The organism is Pseudarthrobacter sp. P1, assembly GCF_050156935.1.
Lineage (GTDB): Bacteria > Actinomycetota > Actinomycetes > Actinomycetales > Micrococcaceae > Specibacter.
Map to the genome: position 1 here is coordinate 462,057 of NZ_CP189584.1, position 18,690 is coordinate 480,746.

The following is an 18,690-nucleotide window of genomic DNA, read 5'->3' on the forward strand; positions in this document are numbered from 1 at the left end:
AGTTGCGTCCGCTGCCACTCGCGTCCGCGCGGGCATGTGCGGCACCGCCGGCTGGAACGGATCACAATCCGTAACATCGCGGCAGCGGGTAAACGTGCACGGACCCCGCGCGAAGCGGTGCGCGCGCTCCGGCCCCGGAGCAAGTTGCTCAGAGCCGACTTCCAACACGCGGACGACCATGAGCGTGAACTCCTGGCGGCCGGGATGGCCAAGTGCAGCCGCGATCGCAGGAGCTGTGATTCCGGACGGACCCCGTGGATCGGCACGGTGCCCGTATCGCCTGTTCATCCTCGATAAACCCTGGTGACACGGATGGTGGTCAGCTCAGGGCCGAGAGGGTGCCGCTGTTCAGACAAAGTCGGGAACTGGCACCGTGGTCCGGCGCCAGAAATGATCACTTGCGGTCTCCGGCACACATCGCGTTCGCTGCACCGTACCAGTCACCTGTGCCTCAAGTTCGGGCAGGGGCAACGCGACTTCCTGGTGCAGTTGGCGATCGGCGGGCCAAAGCACCCTTGTTAGACGCTACGGGTTGTGGCACCCGGCCTGCCTACTCGAACGCGGTCGCCAGCCAAGCGAGTTCGGACAGTGTCTGCCGGCGTACTTCATCCTCACGGCGGAACAGGTCTTTGGTTTTCGCCAGAAGCAGGGTGTAGGGCCGGCCCTGTCTCCGGGTGGTGTGTCGAACCGGTAGGCCGGAGGCGTCGATTTGCTGGTGGATGTGTTGCCGGCCCGGCGTGGCCAGCGGCCACTCGTGGGTGCGTTCGGAGCGGGCCGCCAGAAACTCTGCGAGCCGATCGCACAGGCCGCAGCCGCATCCGGTCCAGGTTATCGACCAGTCGCCCCCGGCCCGCGCCGGACGGCCGACGAGTCGGGTTAGCCGGTCCCGGCAGTCGTGGGCGATGGCGAGCAACGCCGGGTTGGGCGGCAGTCGGTGCGCCCGCAAGACCGGCACCAGCAGTTCGACCACGTTGTCGTCCAGGGGCCGCAGCGCCTCAGCGATGGCCGTGCCCAGCTCGTCCGACGCGGCCTCCAGCACCCGGGCCAGGGGTTCTCCGAGCTCGGCCAGATATGTATGCCGTCGCTCGGGGTGTTTCTGGGCCATTCCCATGTCGATCCGGTTCCACAGCAGGCGCCAGACCAGGTCAGCGCATCCGTCCGCGATCGGGCTCACTTCGTGTTGGCGCAACTTCTGGCACAACGGCAGCAGGGTCTCGGTGGCCCATGTGAGCTGGTCCAGCCCGGCGACCCGGTTCGGGGACTGCCAGCGGCCGATGAGGTCCAGAACCCAGGGATCGCCGTACGCCTGCGCGAGTGCCGCAAGCAGCGGGGCATGGTCGGCTGTCAGCATCTGAATGCGGAACGGCGCCACCACCACTCGCGCGATCACGGCGTCATCCAACCCAGCCGCGACCCGAAGCGCGGGCGTGAGCACCTCCGGGCCGACATTGGTCCAAAATGGCTCCAGCGACGCGGCGTCCGCCCGGGCGCCATCCAGCTCACCGGCATCGATCCGGTCGAGCAGGCTCCGAAGCCCCCAGGCCGATCCCGCCTCGGCACGTACCGCGAACGCCTTCTCCTGGGGCCACACGACTACCGCGGCCCGGCGATACCACCGGTCCAGGGTGTTCCCGTAGTTGCCCATGTAGCCTTCGTACTCGGTTTCGTAGGGCGTGATGGACTCCGTCGGTGTGACCATGCAGACTTCGTGCTCGTCCATGGCGAGCCGGATCGTCTCGGCTTCGGAACCGTCCGTACTGGTCCACCAGTCCAGGGTGATCTCGTCGTCGATCAACTCATTGAGCTGATGGGCGTCATTGTCGGTGCCGGGCTCGTCATCGTCCGCTTCGTTGTTGTCGGCCTCGTCGTCGTACCAACCACCCTGCCAGGTGTCTTCGTCGGGCAGGACATCCCAGGTCTCCCTGATCTCGGCCAGGGCGAGCATATTCTGGCACCCGGCTTGCTGTGCCGCTGCAAGTAGCGTCGCAACTCGTCCGGCGTCCGCGCCCTTGAACCGGCCGGCTGCCAAACCGCCCTGAGTGTACTCGTGGTCCAGCAGGAACGCCAACCGCGTCGGCTCGCCAAGGTCGCGGCCGCCATACTTGCTGAAGACGCGCGTTGTGAAGTGCTCGGTGAGGCAGGACGACGCCTTCTCGACCGGACCGGCTTCGGAGGTCTCGCTGGGGCTGGTCAGGAGCAGGTTGAAGGTCAGCGTGACCCGGTAGCCTGAACGGACCGGCCGGACTTCGTGGCGGCGATCGGCATAGAATGCGACCAGCACAAGGTCGTCACGGGAACCGCCGTAGACCTGCTCGCTGCCGGCATCGTCGACGACGAGCTCACCGCCGGTGTGCACCGACGGCAGCATGACCACCAGACTCGCGACCATCTCTTCGTGCTTCTCGGAATCCTGATGGGGGAGGAAGAATTGCCCTTTGCCGTAGACCAGCAAGGAATGCAGCTCGGCGGTCAACCGCGCGCCGGCAGGCAGGCCGAGCTCCTCGCGGAAGTGTTCCAATGCTGCGTCGAGGTGGGTCTGCCAGGACGGGCCGCCAAGCCTCACCCGGTCGGGAGCCACTTCCCAGGTGTCGCGCACCGAGGTGTCGCTCAGCGTTTGCTCGCCGCGCCCATACCCGGCCGGGCGGGCGACCGCGATGAGCTGCTTCGCCTGGGCCGCTCGGATCGGGGTGTGGACCAGGCCGAGGTCGGCGACCTCCAGTGTGAGCACGTTGCCCGGCAGCCGGAGCATGGCGCTGTCTGCCCTGGCAGGCTCAGTGCCCGCAAGAAGTTGTGCGAGTCGGTCGCGGGCGGGCTTCGGCATGGGATCAGCTCCAACTCAATAGTGATCGGTTCAACTTAATACGGTACCTGCCAGCTCTGGTACCTCGTGCGGATCTGGCTAAATCAGCGTAGAGGCCTGCAACGGGCCGTCGGAATCCGTGGCGCCAAGATCGACGGCATATTTACGCCCAATACGATGCACTCGATCAGGTTGGTAAGGTGTTTGGCGCGTTGCCAGGGCGGCCAGTTCGGTCTTCCAGAGCCGGGTGCGGTAGCCGTTGGACCCGCCGCCGTCGGCGCGGACCAGCATCCGGACGGCGCCCAGGTGCAGGGCCTTGCCGACGTGTTCTCACCAGGAGGCGATGGTCGCGACGGCGAACGCGGCCGTGTCGTGGTCGGTGCCCACCGATACCCACCCGGTGTTGGCGGCGAGGTCATAGCCGCCCCATGCGATCGTTGCAGCAAGGGCCAGTCCAGGCGGGTGGTAGACGGCACGTTTGGCGTAAGGGTGGGACAGGCCTCGAATATGAGTGTGCCGCTTGAAGTTGCGCCCGAATTACGTTGCGTTTCCGGTATTGCAACGGCCGGTGGTGGGTGGTGGCCCGCACCGTTGCTGCCTGTGGTGGTCCGGCGGCCCAGCGGGTCGGGCTTTCCGGGCCGGTGAGCAGGATCCCGCGCCGGCTCGGACCGCCCCGCCGAGGAGTTGTGGACAGGCCTTGTCTACGCGTTCGTTACCCCTCATTCGAGGGTTTGATGGAAAGGCGTTCGAGTTCTGGGGCTGTCCAAGCTTCTCCCATGTGCCCTATGGGGACTGCTACGACCTTGTGGAACATCTCGATAAGTAGAGCCAGATCCCCGTCGTCCGAGCCGGCCCGTGCCGCACGGTGATTGTCTTCTCCGTGGACTGGCCGCCAATCAAGCTGCCATCCAGCTTCAAGGGCAAGCCGATTCCAAAAGAGCCGCTGTGTTCGCCCGTTCCCTCCCGAAAGGGATGTATGTAGTTGATCTTTTCGTAGTGATAGGCCAACCGCTCAACGAATTCGGCGCGGGCCAATCCCTTGAGATGGTTTTCCGAGGCAAGTTCCTCGAAACAGTTGATTGACGCAGTTTCGGTGAAGCCCCATGGCAGGAAGAACTCGGCACCCGGGACGTCCTTCCTGACGTCCACCCTTCGGGTTTGGCCTGCCCATTCGAAGAGGTCCTGGAAGAGGTGAAAATGGATTGCCTTGAGTTCGGCAAGATCGTTGGTCGCTGGCACCGGATCATCGAGCAATTGGGTTGCGCGGGCAAAGGATAGGTCAGCCTCGGCCGCAGCGAGCTCCTCGGGTGTCTTCGCTCCGACAAGATTTCGGAGGACAGCCGTTCCGGGTATGAGGTAAGGATCGATGAAGTTAGGCGAGTCCATACCGGGCACGAACGCGGTCGACAAGTTCGTTTGAATCAATGCGGCCGGCGACGCATGAATCGGCGTCTGCGCGGGTGGCGTCTGACACGGTCAGACCCTCGATCTCTCCGCTGTGGATGGCAGCCTCAACAAATTCCGCACGCGCTTCAGTCACAGTCATTTCCTGTTCCTTTTCCTTTGTCCATTGTACGGGATCGGGGCCACGCACCTTGGTGGCAGCCTGGTGTGTTCGTAGCAACGCCACGGACGGCTGGAGATCTGTGGACCTGGCCATGCCAGCGAAGCCCCACCTGCGACGAAGGGAGCGATTCGCGATTACCAAGGCCCTCGACGGGCGGTGATGCGTTGGTTGGGCTCGTGGCGGGCATCGCTCTCATCAGGGGTCAAGGGTGGATGTTCCCAGTCCCTTCCTTTGCGACAGGGGCTGGAATGCCGTGTGCACAATGTGCACACCCCCTGCCATCGGACTCATCCGTACCGGTGCCGGACTGGCCCGGATTCGGCATGTTTCCTCAACTTCCCAGTGTTGGCAGGGCCATAAATCCGGTTCTAGTCCCACCTCGGGCACAGTGTTACCGCAGGTCAGAGGCCCTTTGGGCCTCGGCCTGTGCACAAAACCCGCCAAAGTGTTGACACGAAGTCCACTAGAAGGCTAAGTCGGCTTCGCCGACTTAGCCTTCTAGTGCGGATGCCGTCCAGAGGGGCCGGGAGGATGCCGGCTTCCTGTTGGAGGCCCAGCCACGGGCTGAATACGGACGGTGTAGCGGCCACAGCTCACGCCACGTCCCTAGGATCCGCTATGTGCCACTGAAGAACTTCGTCCGGGTTAGAGTCGGGCTCCGTCGCGGCGACGGCACGAAAGACGGGGCAGGCCTCGTTCTCCAGGATGCCCGTGGCATCCGCGGCCCGGTACCGGAAGTTCGGCAGGATCAGGCGGATGTCAACAATTTCCATCCCCAATTCGGTCTTTGCCCGCCGGTGGATCGACACGATAGGGTCTTCACCCGGTAGTGGGTGGCCGCCAAAGGAATTGGTCCACACCCCCGGCCACGTGGCTTTGGTCAATGTACGTCGCGTGAGCAGCACCTGGCCGCGGGGATCGAAGGCATGGCACGAGAAGGCAAGGTGGAGAGCAGGTGCATCGGTGTGGACGGTTGCCTTTGGCGCCTGCCCGAACGGGGTGCCGTCGTCGTTGAGGAGCACCACGTTCTACTCAGCCATGTCCACCGGGCCGGACGCCGGTGCGGGGCTCACGGTGTGGGTCATGTGGTCCTTTCGTGGGTGGCCGCGGTGATCCGTGTGGCCATGCCGCGGAAGATGATGCCGTGGAACGGCAACACGGAGAGCCAATACAACCGGCCGGCGAGTCCTCGCGGGAAGAAGAGGGCACGCTGGCAGTAGATGCTGCCCCCGACCGGCCCGTTGCTGTCCGCCGGCGTTACCGTGAATTCCAGCCACGCCCGGCCGGGAACCTTCATCTCCGCACGCAACAGCAGGCGGCGCCCTCGCTCGAGGTCTTCGACGCGCCACCAGTCCACCACGTCGTTGAGTTGGAGCCGATCGTGGTTGCGACGGCCGCGGCGCAGGCCCACCCCTCCGGCGAGCTTGTCCATCCAGCCGCGCAAGGACCAGGCCAGGGGTAGCGAGTACCATCCGTTGCGGCCCCCGATTCCCTCCACCATGGCCCAGACGTTGTCAGGATGTGCCGCGGTGGTTTTCCGCCGCACATCCTGGAAGACCGTTTGACCGGCCCAGTCCGGGTCGCTGGGCAGGGGCTCGGCCGGGGCGGTGGCCGCGTGGGCCGTGGACCAGGAGGTTTCCACCGTGCCGGCCTCGATCTTCCGTAGGGCCAAGGCCACGGCGCGCCGATAAGGGGTGAGCCCGCCGTCGGGTTCCGGCACATAGCTGTGGATGTCCTGTTCGGTGGCGATGCAGTCGTGCTGGAGGGACTCCACGAGCGGCACGGCCAGGCTGCGCGGGACGGGTGTGACGAGGTTGACCCATTGGGCGGCGAGCCACGGCGTGAGGACGGGCAGGGCAACCACCAGCGGGCGCCGGAACCCTGCCACCTCCGCGTAGCTGCGCATCATCTCGGCGTAGGTGAGAATGTCGGGGCCGCCGATGTCGAACGTCCGGTTGACGCCGGGTGGCAGGGCGGCAGCGCCGAGAAGGTAGTGCAGTGCGTCCCGCACCGCGATCGGCTGGATCTTGTTTTTAACCCAGCGTGGCGCGGGCATGACCGGGAGGACGTCGGTCAGGTGCCGGATCATCTCAAAGCTGGCCGAGCCGGAGCCGATCACCAGTCCCGCCTGCAGCACGGCGGTCGGCGATCCTGAGGCCAGCAGGATCTCGCCCACTTCCTTTCGCGAGTTCAAGTGGCGGCTGAGTATGCCCTCGGGGTGCAGGCCGGAGAGATACACGATGCGGCCGACGCCGGCGTCCCGGGCGGCGCGTCCCAAGGTGCGGGCGCAGTCGCGTTCGATGCGCTCAAAATCGTCCGTCCCGGCCATGGAGTGGACCAGGTAGTAGAGGACGTCGACATCACGGCAAAGTGCATCGGCGGGGGAGGCGTCCGTGAGGCTTCCCTCCACCACCTCAACGTCCGCCAGCCACGGAACATCCCGGATCTTGTCCTTGTTGCGCGTGAGGATTCTGATGCTGTGTCCGGCAGCTAGCAGTTGCGGGACCAGGCGGCCGCCAATGTAGCCGGTGGCTCCGGCCACGGCGATCCTAGCGTTCGTTTCCGGCATGAGTAGCTCCGATCTTCGATGCCTGGGGCAGAAAATTGGTACTCGACAAACTAAATTAGTTCCATCGGTATGTTACTAGATTTTCTAATTATCACGGAAGTGCAAACCCGTGGAAACGCAGCCAGCAACCTACGCGCCCCATCCCATGCACGAGGCGACGGTGCTGACACGCCAGGTGCTGGTGCTGAACGAGGCGATAGAATACCTCATGCGACGGGAAATGGACATCAATGAAACCGATTTCCAAGCCATGCAACATCTACTGAAGAACCGGGGCATGTCTCCGGGCGAACTGGCCAAGGCGCTGCATCTGACCAGCGCTGCCACCACCACCGTTGTTGACCGGCTGGTTCTCAAGGGGCACGCGGTCCGTGAACCGCATCCGACCGACAGGCGCCGGTTGCAGGTCATACCCAGCCCAACATCGGTCCGGGACGCGATGGGCCACCTGATGCCCATGATCATGCAGATCGATCAGATGGTGTCCGCTTCCCCGGCACAGAACCAGCGGGCCGTCGTCGAGTTCCTTCACGGCGTCGTGGCCGCCATGAACGAACGAATCGCACATTTTGATAGCCACACTGGCACGCAGCCACCCGAACCGGAGGGGGATGCGTTGTCATGACAACGGCGGCAGATGGAGAGGATCTGGCGCGACGGGAAGGGAGCCTCTTTAAGTAGTTGCCCAACGGGTGGGCTAGAAGCACCTAGTGTGGGCATTCGGCCTGGCCGCAGCCATCCCACAATCCACCCGGTGGGACAAAGGAGCCCTCACAGCCAGTTCCGGAAACGATGCCTCACCCGTCTTCGCTGCGGAACCGGGCGATGTCGTACGATGCTCTGCCTTTCGTAAGTTGCAAGTCGTGGATGGTCCCTATGTCGAAACCAAGGAATGGATGGCCGGTTGCGAACGTCCCGGCTGTGCCGATCTTGACGTAGCCATCGAAATCGCTTCGAAACACCCGCTGCCCAGGTTCGGACAGATCGAGATATGGCCGGTCTGGCCGTTCACCTGGAGGCGGCTCCGAACCCTGTTGAGGGAATCCGGCAACACCCAAGGGCCGACGGCGATTGCCGGCAGGGTGGTTCGGACCGTCGGCGCATGGAACGAGGCCGCTGACTGCCTCCAGAAACATCCGCCCATGGGTAGCATGGCAGTTGTGCAGCCCGCCGGCCTGCCATGATTCCGCGAACCGTGCGGGAAGAAGGAGTGCGTTATGGAGATGCGACTGGAACTGGTTCCGCTGCCCTCGACCGACGTGGACCGAAGCAAAGCGTTCTACGTTGATCAAGTCGGGTTCAATCTCGACCACGACGTCGAACCGGGCAACGGCATGCGCGTGGTGCAATTGACCCCGCCCGGATCAGCGTGCTCCATCGTCATTGGCATCGGGATCAGCGATCCCAACGCCGCCCCCGTCCTTGGTCTCCATCTGGTGGTGGCCGACGTCGATGCCGCCCGACGAACGCTCGTCGGCAACGGGATTGACGTGTCGGACGTCAGCGACATGGGTGGCGGTGTCCGGTACGCATACTTCAGCGATCCCGACGGAAATTCCTGGGCCCTGCAGCAGATCTCCCGCTGACCGTCCACCGGGACGTGTACGGGGCCGCATTCATCCCAGGCAGCAAACGAACAAGGCCGAGAACTTGTTTCCGTTGAGGGTTCCCTGGGCTCATGCGGGAGCCTGGACCCCGTAGCTGATGCGCATGCCGACGCGTGCGTCGGCACGGGAAAGCGTTTAGCTGGCGCACCGGTGTTCCACCATCAGCTGGTGTGGCAGGCCTCTGAGTGGAACGGTGTGCGCATAGAAGCTCTCGCACTGGCCGCAGCTGTAGCTGACGTCCACCCACGCCGTTTTGCGGCGGGCGAGGGGGCGGCGGATCCGAGGATGAGGTACTTCTACGGCCGACAGACAGTGTACCACATCGCCTTACTGTTGGGTTCGGGGAGGGGGCTGGGTTCGTGTGTCATTGTCCTTCCTCCTTTGGGGCCGTCAGTTGGGCGTTCACGGCGCGGAGACCGGAATTTTCCGCCTCCAGGGCCAGAACCGCGCCCACACCGGCCAGATTCATGCCGGATTCCAAGAGGTTGTTGATGTGGAACACCCTGGCCAGGTCGTCCTGGCTGTAGAGCCGGGTACCGCCGCCGGTCCGTGCCGGGGAGATCAGCCCGCGGCGGTCAAAGAGCCGCAGCGTCTGCACGGGCGTGTCCGTCAGCTCCGCGGCCACGGCGATGCCGTAGACGGCACGCGCCGGGGAACCTGAGCCGGGTCCACGGAACCCACCTCATCCACCTCCCCGGCCATGGCGGGGCGGCGCCGGACGGGATTCCGGTACAGCACCGGTTGGCCGCACCGGGCGTCCGTGTGCGCGGGTACCGATGGTGCCGCGGGGATGGGTGTAGTCGCGGATCAGTGCCGTTTCGGCGATTTCCCGGGCATTGGCGATGCCCGCCACTGCCTCGGCCTTTGATTTGAACTCCACGGAGACTGCCATCAGAGTTCCGTCGCCGTCAACCATCTCTACCTGGTAGGCGCCGTCGGGTGCGTTGATCAGTTCAAATCTGCCTGCCATGTCCCTCACTCCTTGACGAAGACCTGCGATGTGGCACAAACCATTTTAGTTGTGTTCTGCGCCATGGAAAAGTTGCATCCTGCCCACTAGGCGTGTCATGGGAAGCGCACCCTTCCCACGGCATCCGTGGTGCGGGAGAGTTGCAGTGCCATGGCTGCGGAGGCCCGCCCGCCGGTGATCAGGCAACTCTTCCTGTGATGCTTCAGCGTCGTCAGTACCCCTTATGGGGCCGGAGTTTTCCGGTGGATGGTGGTCAGGTTCAAGGAGGCTTCGTCATCGCCCTCACTCGTTGCCGGACCGGGGGAGTGGACCAGGCACCCCAAGGCTAGAGGGAGTGATCTTCCGCTTCCACGCCAGATGGTCGTGGCAGGTCGTCGGGTTAGCAGGGTATGTGGTACAGAGAGGAAAAGGACACCGGCTCCGCCCTGGATCGATCTGCCCAGGCACCCGGCGGAAACCCGTGTCGGTGTTCCGCCCGACATCGACGTGCCCAGTAACCTAGACCGGACCGAAACTGCGAGGGATGGGAACATCATCCTCTGGACGTGGGGGAGGAGCCTGGGTATGGCACACTTGCCCCTGCGGAATCAACGGGCCCGGCGGACATTTCCAAAAGTTGAACGCGGTTCTCTTGACTTTCATTGGCTGTGGTTGCCGAGGGATGTTCGTCCTACTTGATGGTGAATTTCAGGGCCGCAAGACATGTGGACTGGTCCGAGATGCTGGCGAAGGCATTCTCCCGGGCCGTCGACCTGTCCATGTTGAGGCCCCCATATGGCCCCTGCATGTGGTTCCCGTTCGTCGGTATGCGATCTTACGGCCGGAGGATTGCCGTGAAGTGGGTGTGAGCGTACAGTTTTCGCATCCCTCCTACGGGGACTCGTCTACTGAATGAGGAAGGCCGCCGTCATGAGTTCGCTGCTGTGGATTGTCATCGTCATTGCCGTCGTGTGTTTCATCTTGGGAGGGACCGTCAAAGCGGTTGCCTTTCTGCTCTGGGTGGCTCCCATCCTGCTGGTGGTTGCCGTGGTCATGTTCCTCATGAACCGGGCCAGCGGCCGCCGCGGCGTCTAACCCTGGGGAGGGGGCTGACCGTTCCATGGGTATGCACTGCCCAAGGCCCGACCGGACTGCTGGAGGCGCTGCGATTGGCGATATTGAGGCGGAGGGCCCATGGCCTTCGGTGCCGTTGAAACCTGAAGCTTCCGGGCGCCATAAGAAGCGGTGCCTTCTGGGCCCCGTCCTGATGTCCACGCGTCACCGGAAGTTCTCGGTCCGTGACAGAGCTGGCGGCGACGCTTCGCACTCATCCCGGCACCGGTCCCGTGCAGGACGGCAAGGCAATGCCGATGTCGGCCGCCGAGCGTTGTTGCGGCGGTCGCCGCGGTTCACGCGGCCACCGCCATGACAAACCACAGGGTTCAGCCTGGTGGGCCAGCCGAGGTTACTTGCCAGATGTGGCCATCCAGGTCGGCAAACGCGCCCGCATACCCCCAGGGTTGCTGTGGGCTGCTCTGGGGATTTCGGACAGTGGTACCCCTGAAATGATGGGGACTACCGGAATGGGGATTCACCAGAATGTCATCAACCCGTCGCAGGTTTAGTCAGGAATTCAAGGATGAACTGTGCCGCGAAGTCATCGACTCGTCCAAGCCCATCAAATCCGTCGCCACCGAATACGGCGTGGGCGCCGAGACGTTGCGCAATTGGCTGAAGAAGTACAGGCAAGCCCACGGTGGCATTGAGACGGAGGCGGAGTTGAACGTCTCCGAACGTGCCCGGCTCAAGGAACTGGAACGTGAGAACCAGGAACTGAAGGCGGAGGCCGCGTTCCTAAAAAAAGCGGCCGCATACTTCGTGCGGGAGCCACGGTAGTGGCGAAGCATGAATTCATCGATTCCTACGCGGCCACCGAGAAGGTGCCGGCGGTGTTGAAGATGTGCCGGTGGTTGGAGGTCTCCCGCTCGGGGGTTCTACCACTGGCGCTCCCGCCCGGTCTCGGCCACCGCAGCCCGCAGGACGGCACTGACCGCCCGTGTACGGCATTTCTTTGAGGAATCCGAGGGGACCTACGGGTACCGCCGGATCCACGCCGACCTGTCGGCCCAGGAGACCGAGTGTTCCCCGGAACTGGTGCGCCAAATCATGAGGCAAGAAGGCCTGGTTCCGTGCCAGCCGCGGCCCTTCAGGCCCGCCACGGTCGCCGATGCAGAAGCGGCAGCCGCAATGCCGGACCTGGTCCGCCGGGACTTCACCGCCGACCGGCCTGGCATCAAATTCGTCGGAGACATCACGTACATCCATACGTGGCAGGGCTTCATCTACCTGGCCACGGTCATCGACTGCTATTCCAAGAAAGTCGTTGGTTGGGCCATCGATGACCACATGCGCTCCGAACTAGTGGAACGGGCCCTGCGCAACGCCGCAGCCACGACACGAATCGAGCCGAACGCGATCTGGCATTCAGACCGCGGGAGCGTTTACACCTCAGCCTCGTTCAGGGCCCTGGTCGCCAGCTTGGGGATGCGTTCATCCATGGGGAAAACCGGCATTTGCTGGGACAACAGCCAGGCAGAAACTTTCTTCTCGGCCCTGAAAAACGAGCGCGTGTACCGCACGACGTACGCCACGAAGGACCGGGCCCGTAGTGACATCATCCGCTACATCGAGGGGTTCTACAACAGCCGCAGACGCCATTCGGCACTCGATTACCGGCGACCGAATGAAGTCCACTACAGTTACCAGCAGCCGGCCGCGGCAGCGTAGAAAAACCACTAATCCGCTGTCCGAAAACTCCCAAGCAGCCCAGTCTCACTTAGCCTGTATCCACCGAGCCGGTTTGGTGGTTGGCTGATTCACGTTTTTTGTTGGTTTTGTGATTCCGGGCAGGACTCGGTGGCCGGACTCGCTGCCGGTGTTGTTCCACGTTTTGTGTTTCTAGGGTTGCGCCGGGGACCGGCTGGGTGGGCGGGGGTTACGCCGCTTGTGGTGGTGCGTGGGTTGCTGTGAAGAGGTTTTCCCAGGCTTCCTGCCAGGGCCATGCCTGTGGCAGGTGGATGGTAATTCTTCGGGCGCTGGTGGCGATCCGGGCCGGAACGTTGATGATTTTGGCCCGGATCGTGCCGGTCCTGGCTTTGCTGAGCTTATCCGCAGCGAGGATCCCCGTGGCCCGGGTGAGGTTGTAGGCCATGACCGCGGCCACCAGCCAGGCCGAATTCGCAGCGAAGTTCCCGTTCTTTATCTTGAGTCCTTCAGGTCGGCGTTGACCTGCTCGATGCGGGCATGTTTGCGGTGGGCCTGGTCGGCAGCCACCGTGTCCAGGGATGTGGCCGGCACGGTGGTGAAGAAGGCGTGGAAGCGGTGTGTGTCAAAGAGTGTCGGCTGGTCTGCCGCGGCTTTTGGGTTCAGTTCCGGGATCCGGCGCACGACCAGGCGCCCGGTGATCCGCTCGGACTTCTTCCGGGAGGTGAACGCGGTGAACGGGATTTCGGCGACCTCTGCCGCCGGTACCCATGCCTGGCTGGCTTCGTCGTAGACGGCGTTCGTGTACTTGATCGGCGTCCACGCAACCGCGTCGATGGCGGTGATGGCGCGTTTCACGGCCGGGTTCATGCTCACCGTCACCGAGACCTGCGCGCCGCCGGCCAGGGCTGCACTGACGGCGGGGTGGCCGTAGTAGGCCGAATCAAAACGACACACCACCGGCCCCTCCACCCCGGTGCGTTTGAGCGTGCCCAGGGATTCGGTGATGAATTTCTTCGCGCCGCGGGCTGAGTTCGCCGCCCCTTTGCGCAACCGCTGGCCGATGATCACCGGTGCCGTGTCCTCCCTGGAAGCGGTCGCGAGCAGGGCGTTCAGGCCGCGGACCCCGGAGTAGCCGTAGCCGGAGCCCTGCTTCTGGTAGCCGTGCACTTCCACAATGGTGTCGTCGACGTCCACGAAGATGAAGTCTTCCCCGGACGGGGCACCGAACAAGGGCGCCGTCCGTGCCAGGTTCACCAGGAGCCGGGAGGCGACCGCGTCGAGCTGGCGCACATGCCCGAAGGTGAAGGACCGCAGGAACGAGCCCAACGTCGACGGGGCGTAAGCGCCCTTGAAGACTTTCTTCATCCCGCCGTGGCGCAGCAGGGCCATGTCATCAATGCTGTCGGCGCCGGCGACCATGCCCGCCACCAGCGCGGCGACCTTCAACCCGGCATTCGCGCCCTTGTCCGTCGAGATGCTCAGCCATTCATCGGCCAGCGAATGCAGGCCTGCAGCCTCGGCCAGGCGCATCACCGGCACCAGGCCCGCGGGCGACACAAGATTCTCCTCATCAAAGGAAACTGACACGGCCGCCGGGGTATGGGAAACTAGTGTGCTGTCTCAGTTTTGTTTGGTGGCTTGAAGTGCGACGCGGCCGCGGTTGACTTTTTCAAGGATGGATTCGGCGGTCGCGGTCCAGATCAGCGGCTTGGGGTTTTCGTTGTTGGCGCGGATGTAGTCCTCGATTTTTTCGATGAGGTCCGGCACGGAGTGGAAGACTCCGCGGCGCAGGGCCTTCTCCGTCAGGTCCCGGAACCAGCCTTCGACCAGGTTCAGCCAGGACGAGGACGTCGGTGTGAAGTGCAGGTGGAACCGCGGATGCTTCTGGAGCCAGGCCTTGACGTTGGCATGCTTGTGGGTCGCGTAGTTGTCGATGATCAGATGGATCTCCAAGCCCTTCGGGACTTCCTTCTCAATGGTCTTCAGGAAATCAAGGAATTCATTGTGGCGGTGCTTGGGCACGCACGTTCCCAGCACCTTGCCCGTGGCGACCTCCAGGGCGGCGAAGAGCGTGGTGGTCCCGTTGCGCTTGTAGTCGTGTGTCATGGTTTCCCCGCGGCCCTTGACCATGGGCAGGGACGGCTGGGTGCGGTCCAGGGCCTGGATGGAAGTCTTCTCGTCCATGCACAGCACGATCGCGTTCTCCGGCGGGTTCAGGTACAGCCCGCACACGTCAATGAGCTTCTCGTCGAAGTTCGGATCGTTGGAGGGCTTGAACGTCTTGACCAGGTGGGGCTTGAGCCCCCGGGCGGCCCAGATCCGCTGCACCTGGGCCGGGGAGACACCGAGGCGGGCGGCCATGGAACGCACCGTGCCCGGGTTCACGCCCACCACCCGGGCAATCCACTCATTGGCCAGACCCTCGGACGCCATCAGCAGCACCTGCGCCCGCTGCACCTCCCGGTGCGAGGCAACCTGCGACCTGGACAGGGCCGCCAGGACCTCGCGCTGGGCGTCACCAAGGGCCAATGCGGGGGCGTGATTCGACATGACCCAAGCTTAACACCCAAGCCATGAACTATTTTGGAGACACTACACTAGCATCTACGAGATGTCCTTCATTTTCAGGAAAATTGAGCTGTGGTAAGTCCAATTATCCTTGAAAAGACGGGCATTTCGTGCTTAAACCGGCGCGCAACCCCCAACCAAATCGGTGAATCAAGGCTTAGGGACCGCATCATTCAACCGGTAGTCCAATGCGCCGCGGCGTCAAGTCCGAAACCGTCACCACCATGGCCGCGCGCCAGTTGGACCTCACCGTCAGGTGTGGGCCTGTCAGCTGTCGCCGTTGGACGTCAGGCTCTCCCGGATTTTCGCGATGGCAAAACCCCAGGCCTGGCCCGCGCTCGTCTTCGGGGGAATGGACACCTCCTCCGGGTTGGTGACCACATCCAACAGCACGGGTCCAGGGTGGGCCATTGCCTCCTGGACCGCCGCGTCCAGTGCGTCCCCGTCCTCCACCCGGATCCCGTGCAGGCCGCAGGCCCGTCCCACCTGGGCCAGGTCGGGATTGTCCAAGATGGTGCCGAATTCCGGCAGCCCGCCTTGCTCCTGTTCCAGTTTCACCATGCCCAGCCTGCCGTTGTTGAACACCACCAGCTTCACCGGGAGGCGGTAGGCCACGGTCGTGAGCAGGTCGCCCATGAGCATGGTGAGGCCCCCGTCACCGCAAAAGGCCACCACAGGGCGGGTCCGGTCCACGGCGGACGCGCCGAGCGCCTGCGGCATGGCGTTGGCCATCGAGCCCAGATTGAAGGAGCCCAGCAGCCGGCGCTGCCCGCGCATGGTGACATGGCGCGCCAGCCACACCGTGGGCATGCCGGTGTCAGAGGTGAAGACCGCATCGTCGGGGGCGTGCCGGTCCACGGCGGCGGCCACGGCCTCGGGGCGGATCATCGCGCCCGGATTGTCCACCATCGTGCGCACCCGCCCCACCCAGGTGGCATCGTAGCCCGGGTCCGCCAGCTTCAAATGCCGTTGCCTCCACGCCTGGTACTTCTCATGGGTCGAGTCCAGATGGGTGGTGTCCTTTTTGGCCTCCAGCAGGGGCGCCAAGGCCTCCAGAGAAAGCTTGCTGTCACCCACCACGCCCAGCGACACGTTGGTTCGGCGGCCGATGACCGCGCCATTGCTGTCTATTTGGATGGTCGTTTTTCCGGCGGGGTATGAGTCCCGGTACGGGAAATCGGTGCCGACCATCAAGAGCACGTCACAGGTGTCAAAGGCGTGTTGCGCGGCCGGATTGCCGATCAGCCCGGCCTGGCCGACCTGGAATCTGTTGCCATCTTCGAGGCCTTCCTTGGCCTTGAGCGTGAGCACCATGGGCGCGGCCAATCGTTCGGCCACAGCCAGCACCTCATTCTTTGCCCCGCGCGCGCCCATCCCCACCAGCATGGTCACCTTGGCGGCATCGTTGAGCATCTGGGCCGCAGTGTGGATCGCCTCGGGATGGGGTGTGGCGGGTTGTTCGACGTCGACGAAATTCGGCACTGCATCGTTGGGCAGGTCTGTGCCGCCGATGTCCCCGGGGATGCTCAACACCGCCACCCCGCGGCGGGCCCTGGCGGTGTTGACGGCCTGTTCCAAAAGGTAGGGCATCTGCGCGGCGCTGGTCACCGTATGGGTGAAGACGGCCACATCGCTGAAGAGCAGGTCATTGTTGACCTCTTGGAAATAGTCGCTGCCGATTTCCCCGCCGGGAACCTGGCCGCAGATCGCCAGCATGGGGGTCCGGGATTTCTTTGCGTCATAGAGCCCGTTGAGCAGGTGGATGGAGCCGGGGCCCACGGTGCCCATGCAAACGCCGATGGTGCCCGTCAGCTGGGATTGGGCGCCGGCGGCAAAGGCCGCAGCCTCCTCATGCCGCACCCCAATCCATTCCAGCCGGTCCTCGGTGCGGATGGCGTCGGTCAGCGGGTTGAGGGCGTCGCCGACCACGCCCCAGATGGTCCTTACGCCCATATCCGCCAATGCCTTGATGACCATGGATGCCACGGTGCTCATACCAATGTCCTTCCGTTGTATCCCTGAGGGGGTGCAAAGGAATCCGCGCTGGCATTCGACCAGTCTTGGGCCCATGCTTGGGGTGCGTCAGCGAGCAATTCACCGGGCGCCAGCCAGTCGTAGAGCTCCGCATAGGATTTCGTGTTCAGATGGCCGATGCGGCGCCGCATCATGAGCGGGGTCAACTGGTCCGGCCCGGCGGCACCCATGGACGCCATCATGCGCAGTGCCTCGCTAACGGTTGCCTCCTGAAATCGCTGCACCCGCAGGCTCTTGTTCTCCACGTCCAGCGCCCGGGCGCGGCGCGGATCTTGGGTCGCCACGCCCACGGGACACTGGTTCGTATGGCAGCGCTGGGCCTGGATGCAGCCGGTGGCCATCATCATGGCTCGGGCGGCATTGGTGTAGTCCGCGCCTTGGATGATGCGCTTGACGATGTCCGTCCCGGTGGCCACCTTTCCGGAGGCGCCCACCCTGATCCGGTCCCGCAGCCCGGTGCCCACCAGGGCGTTGTGGACAAGCATCAACCCTTCGGTCAGCGGGGTGCCCATATGGTCCTCGTATTCCATGGGTGCCGCCCCGGTGCCGCCCTCCGAGCCGTCCACGATGATGAAGTCCGGGGTGGTTTCTTCGGCCAGCATGGCCTTGCAGATGGCCAGAACGTCCGTCCGCGACCCCACGCACAGCTTGAAACCCACAGGCTTGCCCTGGGTGAGCTCCCGCATGGTGGCCATGAACCGGATGAGCTCTCGCGGGGTGGAGAAGACCTTGTGCGCTGCCGGGCTGACGCATTTCACGCCTTCGGGCACGTTGCGTGCGTTGGCGATCTCGGCGGTGACTTTCGCAGCCGGCAACACCCCGCCGATGCCAGGTTTGGCGCCCTGGCTGAGCTTGAGCGAAACGCATTTCACTGATGGGTGGGCGGCCTTGTCGGCAAACATTTGCGGGTCAAACCGGCCGTCCTTCGTCCGGGCACCGAAATAGCCGCTGCCGATTTCCCAGACCAAGTCGCCGCCGTTGCGGAGGTGGTATTCGGTCAGCCCACCCTCTCCGGTGTCGTGGGCAAAGCCGCCCATGGCAGCGCCCTTGTTCAACGCCAGCAGGGCGTTGGCCGAGAGCGCGCCGAAACTCATCGCGGAAACGTTCAGCAGCGCCATGTCATAGGGTTGCGTGCAGTCCGGGCCGCCGATCCGCACCCTGGGCGGCGCATCCGGTGGCTCGATGGGCGCCGTCGTATGTACCAGGTATTCATAGCCCACCTCGTTGACGTCACGCTCGGTTCCGAAGGCCTGCTCCTGGTTGGTACCCTTGGCCCTCTCATAAATAAGGGAGCGGGTGTCCCGGTCGAAGGGCCGGCCATCGTAGTTCCGCTCGATGAAGTACTGCTGCAGTTCCGGGCGGATGTATTCAAGGGCGAAGCGCATGTGTCCGATCACCGGGTAGTTGCGGAGGATGGAATGCCGTTTCTGCGTTACGTCGGCAATGGCCACCACCAGCAACAACCCAAAAAGCGCGACGCTGGCCCACCATCCGGGGCCGGTGAGCACCAGCAAGAGCACCGAGATCGCAGTGAGGATGGACAGCGCGGTAACCATGAATACCCTGAGCATGCCCCCAGACTAGACCTGCCTTCATACGAGGCGATAGTATCCGCCGTCGGCCCTTCCATGGGCCCAACAACGGACCGGGCACCGGGCCGCAGACGTGCTTGACGACAAGGTCTGGCGGTACTTCCGGATCGACCCCGGCCCCAGGCCGGCGGTGACCTGGCGCCTCGGCTTACCGGGCCGTGGGTGAGGGACGCCCATGCGGACAGTGACTGCCTTGGCGGGAAACTTGCTCGACGGGTGACGGTGGACGAAATTGAAC

At 64.0% G+C, this 18,690-nt stretch carries 14 protein-coding genes and 3 pseudogenes; 5 read left to right on the forward strand and 12 right to left on the reverse strand.

The window, feature by feature from the left end:
* Positions 1 to 550: 550 nt before the first annotated feature.
* From ACQCSX_RS02050 to ACQCSX_RS02075, 6 genes and pseudogenes are all read right to left on the reverse strand, one after another.
* Positions 551 to 2,821 carry a 2OG-Fe(II) oxygenase gene (locus ACQCSX_RS02050; RefSeq protein WP_427017440.1) on the reverse strand — a complete coding sequence of 757 codons (2,271 nt, stop codon included), beginning with the start codon at positions 2,819 to 2,821 and terminating at the stop codon, positions 551 to 553.
* A gap of 192 nt (positions 2,822 to 3,013) precedes the next feature.
* Positions 3,014 to 3,271 (reverse strand): annotated as a pseudogene (locus ACQCSX_RS02055) (ISAzo13-like element transposase-related protein); the annotation flags it as partial.
* Positions 3,272 to 3,595: 324 nt separating this feature from the next.
* Entirely contained in the window at positions 3,596 to 4,186 is a 591-nt protein-coding gene (locus ACQCSX_RS02060; RefSeq protein ID WP_427018947.1) for a Fic/DOC family protein, read from the reverse strand.
* The gene (locus ACQCSX_RS02065) at positions 4,173 to 4,346 is read right to left on the reverse strand and encodes an antitoxin VbhA family protein (protein ID WP_427017441.1); all 174 of its coding nucleotides are present in this window, start codon (positions 4,344 to 4,346) and stop codon (positions 4,173 to 4,175) included. Before ACQCSX_RS02065 ends, ACQCSX_RS02060 begins: the two co-directional genes overlap by 14 nt.
* A gap of 614 nt (positions 4,347 to 4,960) precedes the next feature.
* A complete protein-coding gene (gene idi / locus ACQCSX_RS02070; protein WP_427017442.1) occupies positions 4,961 to 5,389 on the reverse strand; it encodes an isopentenyl-diphosphate Delta-isomerase in 429 nt (142 codons plus the stop codon).
* A 59-nt stretch (positions 5,390 to 5,448) separates the two neighbouring features.
* Positions 5,449 to 6,936 (reverse strand): SDR family oxidoreductase, encoded by a 1,488-nt coding sequence (locus tag ACQCSX_RS02075; protein ID WP_427017443.1) that lies wholly within the window; start codon positions 6,934 to 6,936, stop codon positions 5,449 to 5,451.
* A 109-nt stretch (positions 6,937 to 7,045) separates the two neighbouring features.
* Between ACQCSX_RS02075 and ACQCSX_RS02080 the strand changes: the two genes are divergently transcribed.
* The 3 genes from ACQCSX_RS02080 to ACQCSX_RS02090 all read left to right on the forward strand — a co-directional run bounded on the left by ACQCSX_RS02080 (position 7,046) and on the right by ACQCSX_RS02090 (position 8,522).
* The gene (locus ACQCSX_RS02080) at positions 7,046 to 7,561 is read left to right on the forward strand and encodes a MarR family winged helix-turn-helix transcriptional regulator (RefSeq protein WP_427017444.1); all 516 of its coding nucleotides are present in this window, start codon (positions 7,046 to 7,048) and stop codon (positions 7,559 to 7,561) included.
* A 238-nt stretch (positions 7,562 to 7,799) separates the two neighbouring features.
* Positions 7,800 to 8,120, forward strand: a complete 321-nt coding sequence (locus ACQCSX_RS02085; protein WP_427017445.1) for a YciI family protein — start codon at positions 7,800 to 7,802, stop codon at positions 8,118 to 8,120.
* Positions 8,121 to 8,153: 33 nt separating this feature from the next.
* On the forward strand, positions 8,154 to 8,522 hold the full coding sequence (locus tag ACQCSX_RS02090; RefSeq protein ID WP_427017446.1) for a VOC family protein: 369 nt from the start codon (positions 8,154 to 8,156) through the stop codon (positions 8,520 to 8,522).
* A gap of 385 nt (positions 8,523 to 8,907) precedes the next feature.
* On the opposite strand, the gene ACQCSX_RS02095 is transcribed toward ACQCSX_RS02090, so the two are convergent.
* Together ACQCSX_RS02095 and ACQCSX_RS02100 are read right to left on the reverse strand one after the other, a co-directional pair.
* Positions 8,908 to 9,168 (reverse strand): MerR family transcriptional regulator, encoded by a 261-nt coding sequence (locus ACQCSX_RS02095; RefSeq protein WP_427017447.1) that lies wholly within the window; start codon positions 9,166 to 9,168, stop codon positions 8,908 to 8,910.
* 57 nt (positions 9,169 to 9,225) lie between these two features.
* Positions 9,226 to 9,513, reverse strand: coding sequence for a YegP family protein (locus tag ACQCSX_RS02100; protein ID WP_427017448.1), 288 nt, complete (start codon positions 9,511 to 9,513; stop codon positions 9,226 to 9,228).
* A 909-nt stretch (positions 9,514 to 10,422) separates the two neighbouring features.
* Here ACQCSX_RS02100 and ACQCSX_RS02105 point away from each other — a divergent pair.
* Together ACQCSX_RS02105 and ACQCSX_RS02110 are read left to right on the forward strand one after the other, a co-directional pair.
* Positions 10,423 to 10,587: a hypothetical protein gene (locus tag ACQCSX_RS02105; protein ID WP_427017449.1), complete on the forward strand. Its 165-nt coding sequence runs from the start codon at positions 10,423 to 10,425 to the stop codon at positions 10,585 to 10,587.
* Positions 10,588 to 11,091: 504 nt separating this feature from the next.
* A pseudogene (locus ACQCSX_RS02110) lies at positions 11,092 to 12,279 on the forward strand (IS3 family transposase).
* Between the two features lie 208 nt (positions 12,280 to 12,487).
* Here the strand turns inward: ACQCSX_RS02110 and ACQCSX_RS02115 are convergent.
* The 4 genes and pseudogenes from ACQCSX_RS02115 to ACQCSX_RS02130 all read right to left on the reverse strand — a co-directional run bounded on the left by ACQCSX_RS02115 (position 12,488) and on the right by ACQCSX_RS02130 (position 18,431).
* Positions 12,488 to 13,845 (reverse strand): annotated as a pseudogene (locus ACQCSX_RS02115) (IS1380 family transposase).
* Between the two features lie 33 nt (positions 13,846 to 13,878).
* The gene (locus ACQCSX_RS02120) at positions 13,879 to 14,808 is read right to left on the reverse strand and encodes an IS630 family transposase (protein ID WP_427017450.1); all 930 of its coding nucleotides are present in this window, start codon (positions 14,806 to 14,808) and stop codon (positions 13,879 to 13,881) included.
* A 285-nt stretch (positions 14,809 to 15,093) separates the two neighbouring features.
* Positions 15,094 to 16,821 (reverse strand): thiamine pyrophosphate-dependent enzyme, encoded by a 1,728-nt coding sequence (locus tag ACQCSX_RS02125; protein WP_427017451.1) that lies wholly within the window; start codon positions 16,819 to 16,821, stop codon positions 15,094 to 15,096.
* Positions 16,818 to 18,431, reverse strand: a complete 1,614-nt coding sequence (locus tag ACQCSX_RS02130) for an FMN-binding glutamate synthase family protein (protein ID WP_427017452.1) — start codon at positions 18,429 to 18,431, stop codon at positions 16,818 to 16,820. Before ACQCSX_RS02130 ends, ACQCSX_RS02125 begins: the two co-directional genes overlap by 4 nt.
* Positions 18,432 to 18,690 lie beyond the last annotated feature (259 nt).

Coding starts and splice junctions, on each gene's coding strand:
- ACQCSX_RS02050 (WP_427017440.1), bottom strand. CDS start 2,821: ATGCCGAAGCCCGCCCGCGACCGACTCGCACAACTTCTTGCGGGCACT.
- ACQCSX_RS02060 (WP_427018947.1), bottom strand. CDS start 4,186: ATGGACTCGCCTAACTTCATCGATCCTTACCTCATACCCGGAACGGCT.
- ACQCSX_RS02065 (WP_427017441.1), bottom strand. CDS start 4,346: ATGACTGTGACTGAAGCGCGTGCGGAATTTGTTGAGGCTGCCATCCAC.
- ACQCSX_RS02075 (WP_427017443.1), bottom strand. CDS start 6,936: ATGCCGGAAACGAACGCTAGGATCGCCGTGGCCGGAGCCACCGGCTAC.
- ACQCSX_RS02090 (WP_427017446.1), top strand. CDS start 8,154: ATGGAGATGCGACTGGAACTGGTTCCGCTGCCCTCGACCGACGTGGAC.
- ACQCSX_RS02100 (WP_427017448.1), bottom strand. CDS start 9,513: ATGGCAGGCAGATTTGAACTGATCAACGCACCCGACGGCGCCTACCAG.
- ACQCSX_RS02105 (WP_427017449.1), top strand. CDS start 10,423: ATGAGTTCGCTGCTGTGGATTGTCATCGTCATTGCCGTCGTGTGTTTC.
- ACQCSX_RS02120 (WP_427017450.1), bottom strand. CDS start 14,808: ATGTCGAATCACGCCCCCGCATTGGCCCTTGGTGACGCCCAGCGCGAG.
- ACQCSX_RS02125 (WP_427017451.1), bottom strand. CDS start 16,821: ATGAGCACCGTGGCATCCATGGTCATCAAGGCATTGGCGGATATGGGC.
- ACQCSX_RS02130 (WP_427017452.1), bottom strand. CDS start 18,431: ATGCTCAGGGTATTCATGGTTACCGCGCTGTCCATCCTCACTGCGATC.